This window comes from Bradyrhizobium sp. USDA 4011, assembly GCF_054063415.1.
Window position 1 is genome coordinate 1,762,118 of sequence record NZ_JBSSGG010000001.1, and the last position, 18,266, is coordinate 1,780,383.

12 protein-coding genes and 1 pseudogene are annotated in these 18,266 nt (G+C 64.8%); 5 read left to right on the plus strand and 8 right to left on the minus strand.

The features are described 5' to 3' along the window. Positions 1-105: 105 nt before the first annotated feature. The 4 genes and pseudogenes from ACVW1C_RS08175 to ACVW1C_RS08190 form a co-directional block, all read right to left on the minus strand. A complete protein-coding gene (locus ACVW1C_RS08175) occupies positions 106-1,320 on the minus strand; it encodes an ABC transporter substrate-binding protein (protein ID WP_456757976.1) in 1,215 nt (404 codons plus the stop codon). 28 nt (positions 1,321-1,348) lie between these two features. Beyond that, positions 1,349-1,934: pseudogene (locus tag ACVW1C_RS08180) on the minus strand (amino acid synthesis family protein). Positions 1,935-1,950: 16 nt separating this feature from the next. Continuing rightward, positions 1,951-2,859 carry a UPF0280 family protein gene (locus ACVW1C_RS08185; RefSeq protein ID WP_456757977.1) on the minus strand — a complete coding sequence of 303 codons (909 nt, stop codon included), beginning with the start codon at positions 2,857-2,859 and terminating at the stop codon, positions 1,951-1,953. Beyond that, on the minus strand, positions 2,856-4,304 hold the full coding sequence (locus tag ACVW1C_RS08190) for a 6-hydroxynicotinate reductase (RefSeq protein ID WP_456757978.1): 1,449 nt from the start codon (positions 4,302-4,304) through the stop codon (positions 2,856-2,858). Before ACVW1C_RS08190 ends, ACVW1C_RS08185 begins: the two co-directional genes overlap by 4 nt. 276 nt (positions 4,305-4,580) lie before the next feature. On the opposite strand from ACVW1C_RS08190, the gene ACVW1C_RS08195 reads away from it, so the two are divergent. The 5 genes from ACVW1C_RS08195 to ACVW1C_RS08215 all read left to right on the plus strand — a co-directional run bounded on the left by ACVW1C_RS08195 (position 4,581) and on the right by ACVW1C_RS08215 (position 12,072). Continuing rightward, positions 4,581-5,048, plus strand: a complete 468-nt coding sequence (locus ACVW1C_RS08195; RefSeq protein WP_456757979.1) for a (2Fe-2S)-binding protein — start codon at positions 4,581-4,583, stop codon at positions 5,046-5,048. A gap of 20 nt (positions 5,049-5,068) precedes the next feature. After that, complete coding sequence (locus tag ACVW1C_RS08200) at positions 5,069-8,581, plus strand: molybdopterin cofactor-binding domain-containing protein (RefSeq protein ID WP_456757980.1); 3,513 nt, start codon at positions 5,069-5,071, stop codon at positions 8,579-8,581. Between the two features lie 61 nt (positions 8,582-8,642). Beyond that, positions 8,643-9,947 (plus strand): nicotinate phosphoribosyltransferase, encoded by a 1,305-nt coding sequence (gene pncB, locus ACVW1C_RS08205; protein WP_456757981.1) that lies wholly within the window; start codon positions 8,643-8,645, stop codon positions 9,945-9,947. Positions 9,948-9,992: 45 nt separating this feature from the next. Further along, the gene (locus tag ACVW1C_RS08210; RefSeq protein WP_456757982.1) at positions 9,993-11,288 is read left to right on the plus strand and encodes an O-acetylhomoserine aminocarboxypropyltransferase; all 1,296 of its coding nucleotides are present in this window, start codon (positions 9,993-9,995) and stop codon (positions 11,286-11,288) included. Positions 11,289-11,292: 4 nt separating this feature from the next. Then, on the plus strand, positions 11,293-12,072 hold the full coding sequence (locus tag ACVW1C_RS08215) for an alpha/beta fold hydrolase (protein WP_456757983.1): 780 nt from the start codon (positions 11,293-11,295) through the stop codon (positions 12,070-12,072). A 776-nt stretch (positions 12,073-12,848) separates the two neighbouring features. Here the strand turns inward: ACVW1C_RS08215 and ACVW1C_RS08220 are convergent. The 4 genes from ACVW1C_RS08220 to ACVW1C_RS08235 all read right to left on the minus strand — a co-directional run bounded on the left by ACVW1C_RS08220 (position 12,849) and on the right by ACVW1C_RS08235 (position 18,026). After that, positions 12,849-13,136 (minus strand): hypothetical protein, encoded by a 288-nt coding sequence (locus ACVW1C_RS08220; RefSeq protein ID WP_456757984.1) that lies wholly within the window; start codon positions 13,134-13,136, stop codon positions 12,849-12,851. Positions 13,137-13,402: 266 nt separating this feature from the next. Continuing rightward, positions 13,403-14,677, minus strand: a complete 1,275-nt coding sequence (locus ACVW1C_RS08225) for a tetratricopeptide repeat protein (RefSeq protein WP_456757985.1) — start codon at positions 14,675-14,677, stop codon at positions 13,403-13,405. A 464-nt stretch (positions 14,678-15,141) separates the two neighbouring features. Next, positions 15,142-15,930, minus strand: coding sequence for a Crp/Fnr family transcriptional regulator (locus ACVW1C_RS08230; RefSeq protein WP_456763020.1), 789 nt, complete (start codon positions 15,928-15,930; stop codon positions 15,142-15,144). A gap of 1,061 nt (positions 15,931-16,991) precedes the next feature. Further along, positions 16,992-18,026, minus strand: coding sequence for a S1C family serine protease (locus ACVW1C_RS08235; RefSeq protein ID WP_456757986.1), 1,035 nt, complete (start codon positions 18,024-18,026; stop codon positions 16,992-16,994). Between the last annotated feature and the right edge of the window lie 240 nt (positions 18,027-18,266).

An 18,266-nucleotide genomic window follows, 5' to 3' on the forward strand; every position in this document is an offset into this window, starting at 1 on the left:
TCACCAGCGCCGATGCTTCGCATCGGCATTCCTTCTAGACGGCGGCCAGAGGCCGCCTACGCCCTCTCCCCGCAAGACCGGGGCGAGGGAGTAGAAGTAGAGGCCTCAATCCTTCGGCCGCAGCTTCTCGATTTCGGCGTCACTGGGCAGATAGTCCGAGCCCTTGCGATAGGCGGTATCGACCATGATGCCTTTGCCGTCCTTCAGCGCGGTCTTGCCGGTGAAGGCACCTAACGTCGACTGATGATCGATCTTGCGGAAGGTGATCTCGCCGAACGGCGACGGCATCGAGATGCCTTCGGCCGCGGCGATCAGCTTCTCCGGATCGCTCGAACCGGCTTTCGCGAGGATCGCCGCTGCCGCCTTGATGGTCTGGTAGCCGACGATCGAGCCGAGCCGCGGATAGTCGTTGTACTTGGCCTGGTAGGCCTTCAGGAACGCATCGTGCTCGGGCGTCTTGATCGAATACCAGGGATAGCCGGTGACGATCCAGCCCTCGGGCGTCTCGTCCTTCAGCGGATCGAGATATTCCGGCTCGCCGGTCAGGAAGCTCACCACAGTGCGGCCCTTGAACAGGCCGCGGGTGTTGCCTTCGCGCACGAGCTTGACAAGGTCGGCACCGAAGGTGACGTTGAGGATCGCCTCGGGGTTCGCGGCGGCAGTCGCCTGCACCACCGGACCGGCATCGATCTTGCCCTGCGGCGGCCATTGCTCGTCGACCCACTGGATATCGGGCCGCTTCGCCGACATCAGCTTCTTGAACACTGCGACCGCCGACTGGCCGTATTCATAGTTCGGCGCGATCGTCGCCCAGCGTTTTGCGGGAAGCTTCGCCGCCTCCTCCACCAGCATCGCCGCCTGCATGTAGTTGGAGGGACGAAGGCGGAACGTGTAGCGGTTGCCCTTCGACCAGGTGATGGCGTCGGTCAACGGCTCTGCCGCCAGGAAAAACACCTTCTTCTGGTTGGCAAAGTCGCTGACGGCGAGGCCGATGTTAGAGAGGAAGGTGCCGGTGAGCATCGCGACGTTCTCGCTCGACACCAACTCGTTGGCCGCGGTCTGCGCATCCGCCGGCTTGCCGCCGTCATCCTTGGAGATGACGACGAGCTTCTTGCCGTTGATGCCGCCGGCGGCATTGATCTCTTCCACCGCAAGCTGCCAGCCCTTGCGGTAGGGCTCGGTGAACGCCGGCAGCAAGGAGTAAGAGTTGATCTCGCCGATCTTGATCTCGCTCTGCGCCAACGCCTGCGTCGTCATGGCGCTCGTTGCCATGGTCGCGACCGCGATCGCCAATCCCGTCCCTACGAAATAACCACGCATCCCGTCCTCCAATTCTTCTTCAAAGAGATTATCGCAATCCGTCTTCGCCCTTGACCTCATCAACCGTCAGCCCGCCGACGCGCGGCAACGGCCGTCCGCTGTCTGTGACCGCAACCGCGACCATGATTTCGTTGGCGCGCGGCGCGTCGTTGATCTGTACTTCCATGCCGTCGAAATGGCTGCGCACGAAGGCGGCGTCCTTGTGCCCGAGCGGAATGTCCAGCGTGGTGCCGGGACCCGAGCGCTTCTTCGACGACGGGATCAGCGCCGGCGCCCTTGGAGAGCACCTTGCGCACTGGTGCGCCCATCTTGGGATGCAAGATCGCCGCCGCGTGCTCGAGCTCGCCATTCTCGCCGACGGCAGCGGCTTTGCCGTAACTGTGCGCCTTGGCGCCGTCGATGCTGAGCGCGGCGACTGCCCGCTTGGAAAGCAATTCGCCAAGTTCCTCGCCGATCGCGATCAGCGGCGACAGATCCTCGACATAGCGGCCGGCAAAGGGATTTTCGATCACGGCGATCGCGGCGGCGCGCCTTGTCGGCGGTGCGATGGTCTTGCCCATCTCCAGATGGGTCTCCTCGACCACGGTGACGATCTTGCGAATGACGGCGCTCATCTTGCCTCGCTCCCGGTCATGCCTGCAGCGTGTTGTCTATAGTTCTTGCCTGAAACGTGTGCGACACCAGTGTGCCGTTGCCAGTTGCACCGACAAGGCGCGTTTCGCCCAGTAGACGCAATGCCGCGCCTTCGATCAATCCCGACGTCAGGAGCATGCGCGCCCGCGTCGCCCCCGCCTCGAGCGCCCGCTCGATCTCATGTTCCGCCAGCGGCCCGACATCGCGGGTCACCAGCCGCGCGCCAAGGTCGCTGTCGGGCTGCAGTTCGCTCGCCGGGACGCGCAGGATCGCGGGATGATTGGGCAGATCGACCGCATTGGCGATCACGGTCGCCGCGGCATCGGCCTGCGACGCCGTCCGCGCCAGCACGGTGACGGCATCGGCGATGCCGAGCGAGAAGCTGCGGCCATGACGGCCGCTGGTCGCAATGCCGCGGACCGGCATATCGCTATCGACGGTCATGGTGCGCATCACGCCATGGCGGTCCGGCCGGTCCATCAGGCCGACGGTGAATTGTTCGCCATCGCCGAGATGCAGCGCGATATCGCCGCCATTGTTGACATAGGCGCGGTCGAGCGCTGCCGTCTGCAGCATTGCGCCGAGGATTTCGTCGGCAACCGAACCCGCGACCGCGGCCATCGGGGTGATGAAGCTGTCGGCGGCAAACGGCGCGACCGCTGCATGCATGCGGCGCGCAACCACGCCTTTCAACGCGCAGCGCTGCGGATCGGCCGCGCTGCGCAGTTCGACAAGCTCCGTGCAGAGCTCGTCGAGCAACCCGGTGAAGCGCTCTGCCGCCGCCTGATAGGCGGCGCTGACGTCCGCGCCCCTGCCCCCGGCCTCGATGACCAGATCAATCGGGCCGTCCTGCAAATGCAGCCGCTTGCCGTCAGGAAGAAGCGCGATTTGCGGGAGACGGGTCATGCGCGCGGCCCTGGGAGAAACGGCATCGGCCGGACCTCGGCGCTGTCGCGCAGCGACGACAGCGGCCGGACAAAATCCATATGGCCGCCGAGCGCCGCGTAATCCGACAGCTTCATCGTGAATTCGATCGGCGCCACCAGCGCCGGCGTCGGCACATAGCCGAAGGCGCCGGCCGGCATCTGCGTGACATCGACCATGAAGGTGATGCCGCCGCCCGGCCAGACATAGACCGGCGCGCCCCCGCTGGTCACCCGCGTCAGCGCGTCCTTCACCGAGCGGGTCAGCCGCACCGGATTGTCGGTCACGCCGGCGCGCAGCGATCCGCCCGCCCCGCCCATGAACAGCACGGTGCACAGCGCCGGCTCACAATTCTCCTGGATGCGCTCGACCGAGAATTTCAGATCCGCCGGCATCTCGGTCTCGATCGGCTTCAGCGCCTCGTCGAGCACATAGTAGGACGCATGCTCGCCGGTGGTCGAGACCATCAGCATGGTGAGCCCCGGCCGCGCTTCCTTCGCATTGAAGGGACCGAGGATCGACAGCGGATCGGAGATGTTGGTGCCGCCCCATCCCGTGCCGGGATCGGCAACCTGGAAGTAGCGGCCCGGCGTCGAGCGGCGGCCCTTCATCTTGATGCCGGTATCGGCGATATCGAGCAGCTTGCCGGCCTGGTGCTCGCTGAGCACGCCGGTGATGTGGTCGTCGACCACCACGACCTCGTCGACCTTGCCGTGCCACTGCTTGGCGAACATGCCGATGGTCGCCGAGCCGCAGCCGACCCGCATCCGCTCCTCCGCCATGCCGTTGACGATCGGCGGCTTGCCCGCCTGCACCACCACGGTCGCGCCGCCATCGATGGTCAGCTCCACCGCCTTGCAGTTGGAGAGATCCATCAGCGTGTCGCAGGTGACGCGGCCTTCCTTCTTGGAGCCGCCGGTCAGATGATGCACGCCGCCGAGCGACAGCATCTGCGAGCCATATTCGCTGGTCGTGACGTGGCCGACTGCCTCGCCATCCGCGCGCACGATCGCGGTCTCCGGGCCGAGATAGCGGTCGGTGTCGATCTTCACCTTGACGCCGCAATAGGAGAAAATGCCTTCGGTCACCACGGTGACCATGTCGACGCTATCGACCTCCGACGACACGATGAACGGCGCCGGCTTGTAGTCCGGATAGGTGGTTCCGGCGCCAATCGCGGTGACGAACAGTTCGGGCTGGCGGACGATCTTGCCGTCCCAGTCGCCGCTCGCCTGGAACGGCACCAGCTTGCCGCCATGCGAGACCGTGCGCTCCAGCACGACATGCGGATCGACCCGCACCAGCGTGCCGTCGTGATTGGCATACCGGTCGCACGCGCCGGCCGCGCCCGGCTTGATGTAGCACATCACCGGACAGGCATCGCAGCGGATCTTGTCGCCGGCGGCGACGGTCATTGTGTCAGCCATCATGACCAAGCCTGGACTTGTGGTGGCGGTCGATCATACTGCGCTTCCGCCTCCCCGCCTATATCGTTCGTACACGAATGATCCTGCGCGCGAGCCCGGGACCTGTCAAGCGGGCTTTGCAATCAAACGCTGCCATTCGCTCGCGCACCCTGTTCATAAAGCGTGCACTCGCTGCAGCGCGGCATGCCGCCGCTTGCACGTTTGTATACAAACGTTATCCTCATCGGCGATCTGACGCTGATATTGCAGCGCAAACATCAGGGGAGAACCAGGGCAATGCGCCTGACCGTGAACGGCAGGAATCATGATGTCGACGCCGCTCCCGACACCGCATTGCTTTACGTGCTGCGCAACGATCTCGCATTGAACGGACCGAAATACGGCTGCGGGCTCGGTGAGTGCGGCGCCTGCGCGGTGCTGATCGACGGCGTCGCCGCGCGCGCCTGCGTGATTCCGATCGAAGGCTGCGCGGGGCGCAACATCGTCACGCTCGAAGGTCTCGGCAGCCGCGAGCATCCCGATCCGGTGCAGGATGCCTTCATCCGCGAACAGGCTGCGCAGTGCGGCTATTGTCTCAACGGCATGATCATCACCACCAAGGCGTTGCTGACGCGCAATCCGAATCCGTCCGAGCATGAGGTGCTGGAAGCGCTGCGCTACAATCTTTGCCGCTGCGGTGCGCATATCGAAATCATCCGCGCGGCGATGCGCGCTGCCGGTCACGTGCTCGAGGCGCGCGATTGATGGCCGGTTCGGAGCAACGCATGCGCGGCTCACTGTCCGTCGTTCGCCCCGCGGTGCTCGGCGCGGAAGGCGCGTTCGAGACCTTCATCACCATCACGGCCGACGGTTTGGTCAACGCCTATAACGGCCATGTCGATCTCGGCACCGGCATCCGCACCGCACTCGGACAGATTGTTACCGAAGAGCTCGACGTATCGTTTGCCCGCGTGGTCGTGATCCTCGGCGACACCGCCGTGGTACCGAACCAGGGCGCGACGATCGCAAGCGAAACCATCCAGATCACCGCCATTCCCCTACGCAAGGCCGCCGCGCAGGCGCGGCACTTTTTGCTCGCGCGCGCGGCCGAGCGGCTCGAACTGCCGGCCGACGAGCTCACGATCGAGGACGGCTTGATCCGCGGTCACGACAACCGCAGCGTCAGCTATGGCGAGCTCATCGCCGACGACACCATCCAGCTCGATCTTGCCGACGACGTTGCAGTCAAGGCTGTGAGCGCCTATTCGGTCGTCGGCAAATCGGTGCCGCGCGTCGACCTGCCGGCGAAGGCCACCGGCGAGCTGGTCTATGTCCACGATGTGCGCGTGCCCGGCATGCTGCATGGCCGCGTCGTCCGTCCGCCCTATGCCGGCGTCGACGCCGGGCCGTTCGTCGGCACCAGTCTGATCGCGGTCGATGAAGCTTCGGTGCGGGATATTCCTGGCCTTGTCGCGCTGGTGCGGATCGGCGATTTCGTCGGCGTCGTCGCCGAGCGCGAGGAGAATGCGATCAAGGCCGCCGCGCAGCTCAAGGTGAGCTGGAAACCCGGACCGGCGCTGACCGACCTCTCCGACATCGAGCGGGCGCTGCGCGCCAATCCCGCGACGCCGCGCCAGCTGATCGACAGAGGCGACGTCGATGCCGCGATCAAGGCGGCCGCCAAGCCGATGCGGCGGACCTATCTCTGGCCCTACCAGATGCACGGCTCGATCGGCCCCTCCTGCGCGGTCGCCGACTACAGCGACGGAGCGATCCGGGTGTGGTCCGGCACGCAGAACCCGCACATCCTGCGCGGCGATCTGGCGCTCTTGATCCAGCGGCCGGAATCCGAGATCGACGTGATCAGGATGGAGGCCGCCGGCTGCTACGGCCGCAACTGCGCCGACGACGTCTCCGCCGATGCGCTATTGCTATCGCGCGCGGTCGGCCGCCCGGTGCGCGTTCAGCTCACCCGCGAGCAGGAACATGCGTGGGAGCCCAAGGGCACCGCGCAACTGATGGACGTCAATGGCGGGCTCAACGCCGACGGCAGCGTCGCTGGCTACGACTTCTCCACGCGCTATCCCTCGAACGGTGCACCGACCTTGGCGCTGCTGCTCACCGGGCGGATCGCGCCTGAAGCCGCCGTGTTCGAGATGGGCGATCGCACCGCGATCCCGCCCTACGACTACGAGAACATGCGCGTCGTTGCCAACGACATGCCGCCGATCGTGCGCGCCTCATGGCTTCGCGGCGTCTCGGCGCTGCCCAATACGTTCGCGCATGAATCCTATATCGACGAGCTGGCCGCCGAAGCCGAGGTCGATCCGATCGAATACCGGCTGCGCTATCTCAGGGATAAGCGCGCGATCGATCTCGTCAACGCGGTCGCCGAGCGCGCCGGCTGGACGCCGCGCCCGGTGCGCCAGGAGCCCGAGGCCGAAGGCGACATCGTCCGTGGCCGCGGCTTTGCCTATGCGCTCTACGTGCACAGCAAGTTTCCCGGCTACGGCGCGGCGTGGTCGGCCTGGATTGCCGATGTCGCCGTCAACAAGGCGACCGGCGATGTCAGTGTGACGCGCGTCGTCGCCGGCCAGGATTCCGGATTGATGATCAATCCGGAGGGCGTACGGCACCAGATCGAAGGCAACGTCATCCAGTCGACCAGCCGCGCATTGATGGAGGAAGTCTCCTTCGAGCGCGGCGCGGTCGCGGCGCGGGAGTGGGGCGTCTATCCCATCATCAAATTCCCCGAGTTGCCCAAGATCGACGTGTTGATGCTGCCGCGGCAGGACCAGCCGCCGCTCGGCGTCGGCGAGTCCGCCTCGGTGCCGAGTGCCGCCGCGATCGCCAATGCGATCTATGATGCGACCGGCGTCCGCTTTCGCGAGCCGCCGTTCACGCCGGAACGCATTTTGAAGGGACTGCGCGGCGAACAGCCCGCGGCGCCTGCGGCGCTTCCCTCTCCCGCGCCGCCGGCCGACCTCAACAGGTGGCAAAATCCGTTTGCGAAACGCGGGGGTGTGCTCGCCGGCATTGCGGCCCTCTGCGCCGCGGCGATCGGCATCGGCGCGGCCGTCTTGCCCTGGCGCGCGATTGCGCCGATCGCCCGGCCCGATGCCTCGGTCTATTCCGCCGCGACGATCGCGCGCGGCAAGGAGATCGCGGCGCTCGGCGCCTGCGCCGTCTGCCATACGTCGGAGCACGGCACCCTGAACACCGGCGGCCGTCCGCTCGAGACGCCGTTCGGCACGATCTACACGACCAACATCACGCCCGATATCGACACCGGCATCGGCGCCTGGTCCTATCCCGCGTTCGAGCGCGCGATGCGCGAGGGCATTCATCGCGATGGACGCCATCTGTATCCGGCGTTTCCGTACACGCATTTTGCCAGGACCACCGATGCCGACCTGCAGGCGCTCTACGCCTATCTGATGGCGCAGGCACCGGTGCGCGCCGAGACACCGGCGAACGCGCTGGCCTTTCCGTTCAACCTGCGGCCGCTGCTCGCCGGATGGAATGCGCTGTTCCACCAGACGCGCCCGTTCCAGCCCGATCCATCGAGATCGCAGATCTGGAATCGCGGCGCCTATCTGATCGAGGGTCTCGGCCATTGCAGCGCCTGCCACTCGCCGCGCAATGCGCTCGGCGCCGAGCGGCAGCGCGCCTATCTCGCCGGCGGCTTCGCCGAGGGCTGGGAAGCACCGGCGCTGACGTCGCTGTCGAAGGCGCCGGTCCCCTGGAGCGAGGACGAGCTTTACGCCTATCTGCGCACCGGCGAGTCCCGTCTGCACGGCGTCGCCGCCGGGCCAATGGCGCCCGTCGTGCAGGAGCTCGCCGCGCTGCCCGACCAGGACATCCGCGCGATGGCGGTCTACCTCGCCTCGTTCAACGAGCCCGCCGACCGGCCCGCGCACGATGCCCTGGCCGCCAAGCTCGAAGCCGCCACTGCCGTCACCACCGCTGCCTCGGCGGGCGCACGGATCTATCAGGGCGCCTGCGCGGTCTGCCATGAGGTCGGCGGCCCGCCGCTGTTCGGCAGCCGCCCATCGCTGGCGCTGAACAGCAATTTGCACAGCGACGCCCCCGACAATCTGATCCAGGTGATCCTGCACGGCATCGCCAAGCCGGCCGTGACCGATCTGGGCTACATGCCGGCCTTCAAGGACAGCATGACCGACGGCCAGGTCGCCGAGCTCGCCTCCTTCCTGCGGCGGCAATTTGCCCCTGACAAGCCGGCCTGGACCGGTGTCGCCGCCACGGTCGGCCGTATACGGCAGACCATAGCGCGCTGACCTGCCATGTTCCGCCTGATACCCACTGGGCGGGCGGCGCGGGGCAGGTTAAGGTTCCCGCATGACCGTGACAGACATCGCGACCCGAACCTACAACCACGGCTGGCGGCTCGACCCGATCGTGCGCAGCCTGCTCGACACCGATTTCTACAAGCTGTTGATGATGCAGATGATCCGGGAATGCTATCCGGACACCCGCACGACCTTTTCGGTGATCAACCGCTCGACCCATATCCGTCTCGCCGAGGTCATCGACGAGGGCGAGCTGCGCGCCCAGCTCGACCATGCCCGCACCATCCGTTTCACCAAGAAGGAACTGATCTGGCTCGCCGGCAACACGTTCTACGGCAAGACCCAGATGTTCTCGCCCGACTTCATCAACTGGCTCTCGACCTTCCGCCTGCCCGAATACGAGCTGAACAAGGTCGACGGCCAGTATGAGCTGCATTTCCACGGACCGTGGACCCACACCACGATGTGGGAGATCCCGGCGCTCGCGATCCTCAACGAGCTGCGCTCGCGCGCGGCGACCAAGACCTATGGCCGCTTCGCCCTCGACGTGCTCTACGCCCGCGCCAAGGCCAAGCTGTGGGCCAAGGTCGAGCGGCTGCGCAAGCTGGACGGCCTGCGGCTATCCGATTTCGGCACGCGCCGCCGCCACGGCTTCCTGTGGCAGCGCTGGTGCGTCGAGGCGGTGAAGGAAGGCCTCGGCCCGTCCTTCACCGGAACGTCGAACGTGCTGCTGGCGATGGACAACGACCTCGAGGCGATCGGCACCAACGCGCACGAGCTGCCGATGGTGGCCGCCGCGCTCGCCAACGACGACCAGGAGCTGCGCTGGGCGCCCTATCGTATCCTCGACCAATGGCGCCACGCCTATGGCGGCAACCTCCTGATCGCACTGCCCGATGCCTTCGGCACCAAGCCGTTCCTGCGCGACGCGCCGGAATGGGTCGCCGACTGGACCGGTTTTCGTCCCGACAGCGCACCGCCGATCACCGCCGGCGAGGAGATCATCAAATGGTGGAAGCAGAAGGGCCGCGATCCCAAGGAGAAGCTGCTGGTATTCTCCGACGCGATGGATGTCGGCTCGATCGAGGAGACGTTCCATCACTTCAAGGGACGCGTGCGCGTCAGCTTCGGCTGGGGCACCAACCTCACCAACGATTTCGTCGGTTGCGCGCCGGATGGCACCGCCGAGCTCGATCCGATCTCGATCGTGTGCAAGGTGACGTCGGTCGACGGACGTCCGGCCGTCAAACTCTCCGACAATCCGGAGAAGGCGACCGGCATCCCCACAGAAGTCGAGCGCTATCTGCGCGTGTTCGGCAATGTCGGCCGCGTTCGCACCGCTGTTCACGTCTAACCTGACGCGGTAATCACCTTCATCGACTGACCCGACGAGCTTCGCATGCCCGCACCCAAGCCGCCTGCCTTCGAAACCCTGAGCCTGCACGCCGGCCAGCGCCCCGATTCCGCGACCGGCGCGCGCGCGGTTCCGATCTATCAGACCACGTCCTACGTATTCCAGGACGCCGATCATGCCGCGGCGCTGTTCAACCTGGAACGCGCCGGCCATATCTACACCCGCATCTCGAATCCGACGACCGCGGTGCTGGAAGAGCGCATCGCCGCGCTCGAATGCGGCGTCGGCGCGATCTGCACCGCGAGCGGCATGGCGGCGATGCACCTGGCGATCGCGACGCTGCTCAATGCCGGCGACCACATCGTCGCCTCCGCCTCGCTCTATGGCGGCACCATCAACCTCCTGGCGCACACGCTGCCGCGCTTCGGCATCACCACGACGTTCGTGAAGCCGCGCGCGCTCGATGAGTTCCGCGCCGCGATTAAGCCGAACACGCGGCTCGTGATCGGCGAGACCATCGGCAATCCCGGCCTCGAAGTGCTCGATATCCCGGCGGTGGCGCAGATCGCGCATGATGCGAAGATTCCGCTGCTGATCGACAACACCTTCGCGACGCCCTACCTCAGCCAGCCGATCGAGCTCGGCGCCGACATCACGATGAATTCGGCGACCAAGTGGATGGGCGGCCACGGCATCGCGATCGGCGGCGTCATCGTCGACGGCGGTCGGTTCGACTGGCGCGCCTCCGGCAAATTCCCGCAGCTCACCGAGCCCTATGCCGGCTATCACGGCATCGTCTTCGACGAGCAGTTCGGCAAGGCCGCCTTCATCATGCGCGCCCGCACCGAGGGCCTGCGCGATTTCGGCGCCTGCCTGTCGCCGACCAACGCCTTCCAGCTGCTGCAGGGCATCGAGACGCTCGGCGTCCGCATGGACCGTCACGTCGGCAACACCCATGCAGTGCTGGATTTCCTGACCACGAATAAGGCGGTCGACTGGGTGCTGCATCCGTCGCTGGAGAGCCATCCGGACTACGCGCTGGCGAAGAAGCTGTTCCCGCGCGGCGCCGGCTCGATCATCAGCTTCGGCATCAAGGGCGGCCGCGCGGCCGGCAAGACGTTCATCGAGCAGCTGAAGCTGATCAGCCATCTCGCCAATGTCGGCGACGCCAAGACACTGGTGATCCACCCCGCGAGCACCACGCACCAGCAGATGGACGCCGAGCAGCTCAAGGCCGCCGGCATCGGCGAAGAGCTGGTGCGGCTCTCGGTCGGCATCGAGACCGCTGAGGATATCATCGACGATCTCGGCCAGGCGCTGCGCGCCTCGCAAAGGACTTAGGGCAATGCACCTTTCCGTCAACGGGTCAGATACCTTCATCGCGACCGGCGGCAGGCCGTTCGATCCCTCGCTGCCGGCCGTCGTGATGATCCACGGCGCCGGCTTCGATTCCACGACCTGGGCGCTGCACAGCCGCTGGTTCGCCCATCACGGCTATTCCGTGCTGGCGCCGGATCTGCCCGGCCACGGCCGCTCCGCCGGCAAGCCGCTGCCGACCATCGCCGAGATGGCCGACTGGATCGCGGCGCTGATCACCGCCGCCGGCGTGTCGAAGGCGCGGCTGATCGGTCATTCGATGGGCTCGCTGATCGCAATCGAGACCTCCGCACGGCACCCCGACAAGGTCTCCGGCCTCGCGCTGATCGGCACCGCCGCGACCATGACTGTCGGCCCTGATCTCCTGAAAGCCGCCGAGGCCAATGACGTCGCCGCGATCGACATGATCTCGATCTGGGGCCTCGGCTTCAAGGCCGAGCTCGGCGGCAGCCTCGCGCCCGGCCTGTGGATGCACCAGGGCGCGCGGCGGGTGCTGCAGGAGGCGAAGCCGGGCGTGCTGTACAACGACCTCAACGCCTGCAACGCCTACCAGAACGCGCTCGCCGCCGCGGCCGCGGTCAAGGTGCCCGCGACCTTCATCCTCGGCGAGCGCGACATGATGACCCCCGCCAAGGCCGGCAAAGCGCTCGCCGCCGCGACACCGAATGCCCGCACCGTGGTGCTGCCGGGCGCCGGCCACATGATGATGGTCGAGCAGCCCGACGAGCTGCTGGCGGCGCTGCAGTAGCGGAGCCCTTCCCTTCTGCTCCTCATGTCCGCCGTAGCCTTGGCGAAGGCGGATGTGGGAGGAGGTCGCCATAGGCGGCCTTCGGCCGCCGTTGTTGAAGGACGCCGATGCTCCGCATCTGCTATGCGCGGTCCGCGCCGGATGAGACGACCGCGTCTGCGTTACAGCCCCCTCAGCCGCTCCGATGCTTTCGCACTCGAAGTGCCCTTTGCCGCGACCCCTGGCGACGTTGGGGAACCTCCTTCGAGGGTCAGCTCCCCAAAATATCGAAAACAACCCCATGCAAAGGAGCAGGCGGCCGCCGGCACTCGGAAAAGCAACTTGACGTGTCGGGCAAATCAGCGATATCTTCTATTATTCCGAAATCATGCAAACGCGCCTGCGCAACACCGTACGCGTCCGTCGCGATTGCGGCCGAAAATTCTTCTCCACCATGCCATTGCAAGGGCGACTTGGCGGATAAGCACTCGATCCGTATCAACGACCGATGGCGGGTCGTGTTCCGGTGGACCGACGCGGGTCCGGAGGAGCGGAGATGATCGACCGTCACGAGCCAGGGCGTGTCCTCATGGATCGAGGCGGCTCGGCTCACGCGCGTTGGACGTCTGCTATGGCCCCGACAGGATCGCGAAAGCGGACATTGCCGTAAGTCCGAGAACGGCCGATCGCGTCGTTTGATACAGTCGGCCAGCTACTTCCGGTCTACCGTCAACTTCGGACATGTCGCTGCACTGCCAACCGACGCGATGGGCCAGAAGCGGCCGTTTGCCGCACTATCAAGAACGGCCGTCGATAGCGTCTCGGCTCTCCGAAGTGATCGATAGCCATCGGCGAAGCTCAGGCGTCGGCCGCCGAATGCCCTGCTTTGCCCGACGGCCAATCGATCCGGCATGTCGGAAGAGCCCGTACGCGGTGAGGAGGAGCGTGACGATTGCAGTGACGAAGTAACCCGCCGCGAGAAAGACAAAACAAGCCCCTCCCACAACGCAGAACACGGCGTTCCATAGCAAGTAGAACTCAAGATAAGTTCTGCCGGTCGGGATGCCGCTGCTCATGCTGATCACTTATGCATCCTTGTCATCCGCCGCACCTCCAGTTTGATCTATCCGGCGTGCCGACTAAGCCATGGTAAAGATCGGGTTACGCCTCATGAAGTTCGGCTCGAACTTGTGTGCTTGCTCAGTTCCGCTTTGGTTCAAACTGAGACCTCGCACCGGCCGGTTGGCACTTCCGGTCTTCATTCGGAAGCGGACTTCGTCACGGCCGTCCGGCATGTCTCAGGAGGGTCACTTGCAGACATTCTCGCTTGAGGCGGCTCCGCGGCACGTGGTCAGAAACCGAGCATGCGGAGCATTTTCGTGCTGACCTCGTCGGTCGGATCGATCGATTGCGCCTTGCGGAAATCGGCGATCGCATCAGTGCGGTGCCCGATCACTTCATAGCTGCGGCCGCGGTTGTCGTAGGCCTCGACATAGGACGGATTCAAGTGGATCGCTTGCGTGAAATCTGCAATCGCTTTGGAGTCTGCCGTCGCGGCACCGCGGTCGCCCTTTGCGACCCAGGCTTTGCCGCGTGAGTTGAAAGCGTTGAAGTCCTTGGGGTTTATCGCGATCGCCTGGTCATAGTCGCGGATCGCGTCATCCATCCTGCGCGACGCCGCATAGGCATTGCCGCGATTCCAATACGCCACGCCGTTCCTTGGATCGATTCTGATCGACTCATTGTAGGCGACGAGCGCGCGGCTATAGTCCTCTAAGCCTTCGTAAGCGACGCCGAGACAATTGTACCCGCTGGAATTTCTGGGTTCGCGCTTGATGACCTCGCTGCAATCCGGAACGGCTAAATCGTATTGGTGATTGTTGCTGTAGGTGACGCCACGCGAACTGTACAGCCAGACCAGATTTGGATCGAGCTCGATGGCCTCGCTGTAGTCTGCGATCGCGGGCTCCCATCCGCCTTTTTTCGTGATCAACCTCTTCCTGAAGAACGCCTGACCTCTTTGGCCAAAGCCAAAAGCGTATTTCGGAACGATTGTGACCGCCTCGGTGATATCGGCGACCGCCTGGTCGAATTCACCCTTTTCCGTCCACGCCATGCCGCGGCGGGCGTAGGCCCACGCGTCCCTGGAATCGACCCTGATCGCCTCGGCGTGGTCGGCCAGCGCCGCGTCGTATTCATGCAGACCGTAGTAGGCGACGCCCCGGTTGTTGTAGGCCCAGCCATAATTCGGATCGATCCTGATCGCCTCGGTGCAATTCGCAATGGCCGCGTGGTGATCCTCTTTGCTTTCGTACGCCTCACACCGGTGCGCAAAAGCCCAAGCGTCGTTCGGGCTGAGCTTAACGGCCTCGCCGTAGTCCGCAATCGCGCGGTCGTAATCCTTCCTGTTGAAGGAGCCGCGGCCCCGGTTCTTAAAGGCCTCGACGCGTTCTGCCACCGGCTCGCTCGCATCCTCGATGATGCGGCTGCAGGCCGCGCCCCCGACGTCCGGCTTGTTGGCGCTGGCGGCGCACTCATTCCGTTCGGCCGGCGTGGCGGCCAGCGCCGGCATCGCAAGCAGGAGACCCAGGCAAAGGAGCAGTCCACCTGATCCGCGCGCTGCCATGCCGTTCTCCCTCCGCCTGGCGCTCCGATGCGACACGTGCGGGCGTCATGACTTTAGCCTCAACGGCAGACTTCTGCCATCGTCAACCCAGGTCTGCAAAGGGCCAAACTGAGACCTCGCGCCGGCGGGGCGGCACTTCCGGTCTTCATTCGGAAGCGGACGTCGTCACGGCCGTCCGGCATGTCTCAGGAGGGCCAACAACAGATTCATGCACTGCAGCAAGACGCTCTCGATTCTGGCTTCGCTTTATCGGCGATGGCCGCAGGCAGCGTGTAATGATCGGACTTCAAGCCCTCCCGAAGGATGAGCGGGAGGACTGTTGCCAATCTGCTCGCCAATGTGGCGCTCGATCCGCTTGGAAAGGTCCCGGAATTCAAGTTTTGCGCCGTGCGCGTGATGCCAGTGGCAATTAGGACGGCGGCGGCCGAGCAGCCGACGGCCGCGATCAATCGCCCGGGCCGCTGTCAGTTGGCGAGAGGCGGCTGCGCCGCGATCTTGTTCTGCGCGATGATGGCTTCGGCCCGCGCGAGATTTTCCAGCAGGCGCTGGCTGGTCAAGACAAGGAAGTAATAGCCGAACTGCGGGTTTTGGAAGTAGATCTCGAGCAGCTTTTCGTAGCTGATAGTTAGAACGCGGCCATCCTCGATACATTCGATCGTCGCGGTCCGGCGGTTGTCGGGCGTGAGGAAACCAAGCTCGCCCATCAAACGCCCCGGCGGAAGTTCGACGTTGATTTCGACGACCCGGAATTTGCCGGTGACGGTCAGCAGCATTTCATTGGCCGCGTCACCTTTCCTCATCAAGATATCGCCCTTGCGATACTTGCGGTCGGTCATGAACGGCTTGAGCCACTCCATCGACATGTCGCCCTGCGTTGCGGTACGCGCCTTCTTCACGAGAGCGAGCATTTGACGGAGACGGTAGGCATTGATGGGAATCATCAGGAGATACAGAAGAAAGGTCGTGACGGCTCCGGTGAGCGCACCGAAGATGGCGAAGAACGCGCAACCGATCATGTTCGCGACCCGCAGCGGCACCATCGTGTGCGTCAGCAATGTGGCGACGAAGAAGATCGCGCCGATCAGGGCGAACATATTGGCAAGCGTGATGTTGTGCAGGAAGAGCTCCAGCAGGCGGTTGAAGATGGCGTCCCAGGTCACGTTGTTCGGATCGAGGCCCATTTGGACCAGAATCTTCGCGAACCTGAGGTTGTCGGTTGCTGCATCGAGGATGCGGTCCAGCATGATGGACATATCTCCTTTTGGAGCCGGTGAGGCCAGCTTACCGGAAGTTGATGTTCGCAGCGCAGCAAACTTGACCACCCGACTTCCGAGATGGGTCAAACTGAGACCTCGCGCCGGCGGGTCGGCACTTCCGGTCTTCGTTCGGAAGCGGACATCGTCACGGCCGTCCGGCATGTCTCAAGAGGGGCCCAGCGGTCATTCAAGCCAGCCAAGAGCGAATTAGCTTGCCTTGCTTTGAGTCCTTTTGCACTCTCGGGCAAGGAGGCCGATGCATGAAGATTATGACCGTCGTGTGCGCTCTCGGAGCGACCTTGGTGCTGTGTAACCTCGGGACGTCAGGTGCTGAAGCCCGGGCGCGGAAGGCACAAGTCGTTCATGAACGAACGAGGGTCGTTATCACGACGCCCGTGATAACGCCGACTCCGTGGGATTATTATATTGTTCCACGATATCGCTATCGCCCTGAAGACGACCGGGTCGATCCATACGGACCGCCCGTGGCGTCGTCTTGGGACCTCTATGAGGGGTGGCGGTGGCCATACTGGTGGTGAACAGCGATCACGCCGAACGGATCGCGTTCCGGAAGAAGCGGTGATCGCTGCCTGACGGGCGCGGCGGTGGAGCGTAACGCCGGGACAAGATCGCGCAACGTGGTGCTGCGTTGTGGCTGCGGACCGCTGTGAGTCAAATGCCGCCATTGGGGGCCCAACCGGGCGGCGTCCGCTCTATAGGCGGCTTCGGGCCAGAGGCGGACCTTCGGAGGGTAGAGATCGTTTTGTGCTTGAGTGGTGCTACGAATGCCGTAGCTAGTCGCGACTCTCGTAGGTCAGCCAACGTGTTTCCGGCGTTGACGGCTTTGTTAACGACACCGTTGCGTCACAACCGATAAAGCCCAGGACGAACACAAGATTTCCGCGTGACTAGCGCCCCAAGGCCCGTTGCAGGTTTATGAGCACACGCTCAGATCTGGTCGGTCCACACGGATAACGTAGGCCAAGAGCGCTTGCCGGCGCGACCAACGAGCCATCCTCCCAGGAAAGGGTCAGGACAGTTCGCAGATCGCACCGCTGTCACTGCTTCGCCGGCTTCCTCTCGATCGGGTGGATCTCGATCGCGCGCAGGCGGCCGAGGCGGAGCACGTCCATCGACAGGGTCCGGTCGATCCGGCTGTGATCGAGTGCGCGGATCAGGTCGTCGACGCCGTGGATCTCGATACCGTCGAGCCCGATCGCGACGTCGCCCGGTAGCAGCCCGGCCCGCGCGGCCGGGCTGTCCGGCTCGATCTGCATCAAGAGCGCGCCCATCTTGTTCTCGACGCCGGCCAGCACCGCGTGGCGCCGCGGCACCGGCGCGGTCTGCCCGGCGACGCCGATATAGGCGCGGCGGACATAGCCGTGGCGGATGATCTCCGACAGCACGAACTGCGCGGTGTTGCTGGCGACCGCAAAGCAGATGCCTTGCGCGCCGTTGATGATCGCGGTGTTGATGCCGATGACCTCGCCCTTCGACGACACCAGCGGCCCGCCGGAATTGCCCGGATTGAGCGCGGCATCGGTCTGGATCACATCCTCGATGGTGCGCCCGCTGACCGAACGAATCGAGCGGCCCAGCGCCGACACCACGCCGGCGGTGACCGTCGATTCGAACCCGAGCGGATTGCCGATCGCGACCACGAGCTGGCCGCGCCGCAGCGTCTTGGAGTTGCCGAGCGAGGCATAGGGCAGATCGCGCGCGCCATCGGCGCGCAGCAGCGCGAGGTCGGTGTCGGGATCGACACCGAGCACATGCGCGTCGGTGACGAAGCCCTCGGTGTCGCGCAGCCGGATCTCCTTCGACGATCCGACCACATGGCTGTTGGTCAGCACGAACCCGTCGGGCGAGATCACGATGCCCGAGCCGAGCCCACCGCGCTCGCGCGCGTTGCGCACCTTCGGCCCGGTTTCGACCCGGACCACGGCAGGACCGACGCGGTCGGTGACGTCGATCACGGCATTGGAGTAGGCGTCCAGCAAAGCCCGGTCATCGACCTGGTCATCAACTTGGGCAGCGTCGTCCGTCCGCGATGACAGCGTGTCACCGGCGGTATCTGAGGTAAAATCCAGCATGGCGAGAGTCCTTTGGTCCCCTCAGATGGTGACCGGCTCCCGCCGCTGCAAGTGGTTACGTCACGCCACCTGCCCGGGTGGCTAGGGCAAGATGAGTTTGGATCGAAACGGCTCGGCCGCGCCGCTTGCTTCACCTCTCCCCGATGGCGAAAGGTCGATTTGCGAAGCAAACCGGGTGAGGGGCCGCAGCACCAAATGAGGGACCGTAGCCCCTCACCCGGCGCGATGCGCCGACCTCTC

Bases quoted from the DNA above. Each gene is read 5' to 3' on its own strand.
- ACVW1C_RS08175 (WP_456757976.1), bottom strand. From the start codon at position 1,320: ATGCGTGGTTATTTCGTAGGGACGGGATTGGCGATCGCGGTCGCGACC.
- ACVW1C_RS08185 (WP_456757977.1), bottom strand. From the start codon at position 2,859: ATGACCCGTCTCCCGCAAATCGCGCTTCTTCCTGACGGCAAGCGGCTG.
- ACVW1C_RS08190 (WP_456757978.1), bottom strand. From the start codon at position 4,304: ATGGCTGACACAATGACCGTCGCCGCCGGCGACAAGATCCGCTGCGAT.
- ACVW1C_RS08195 (WP_456757979.1), top strand. From the start codon at position 4,581: ATGCGCCTGACCGTGAACGGCAGGAATCATGATGTCGACGCCGCTCCC.
- ACVW1C_RS08200 (WP_456757980.1), top strand. From the start codon at position 5,069: ATGCGCGGCTCACTGTCCGTCGTTCGCCCCGCGGTGCTCGGCGCGGAA.
- pncB (WP_456757981.1), top strand. From the start codon at position 8,643: ATGACCGTGACAGACATCGCGACCCGAACCTACAACCACGGCTGGCGG.
- ACVW1C_RS08210 (WP_456757982.1), top strand. From the start codon at position 9,993: ATGCCCGCACCCAAGCCGCCTGCCTTCGAAACCCTGAGCCTGCACGCC.
- ACVW1C_RS08215 (WP_456757983.1), top strand. From the start codon at position 11,293: ATGCACCTTTCCGTCAACGGGTCAGATACCTTCATCGCGACCGGCGGC.
- ACVW1C_RS08225 (WP_456757985.1), bottom strand. From the start codon at position 14,677: ATGGCAGCGCGCGGATCAGGTGGACTGCTCCTTTGCCTGGGTCTCCTG.
- ACVW1C_RS08230 (WP_456763020.1), bottom strand. From the start codon at position 15,930: ATGTCCATCATGCTGGACCGCATCCTCGATGCAGCAACCGACAACCTC.
- ACVW1C_RS08235 (WP_456757986.1), bottom strand. From the start codon at position 18,026: ATGCTGGATTTTACCTCAGATACCGCCGGTGACACGCTGTCATCGCGG.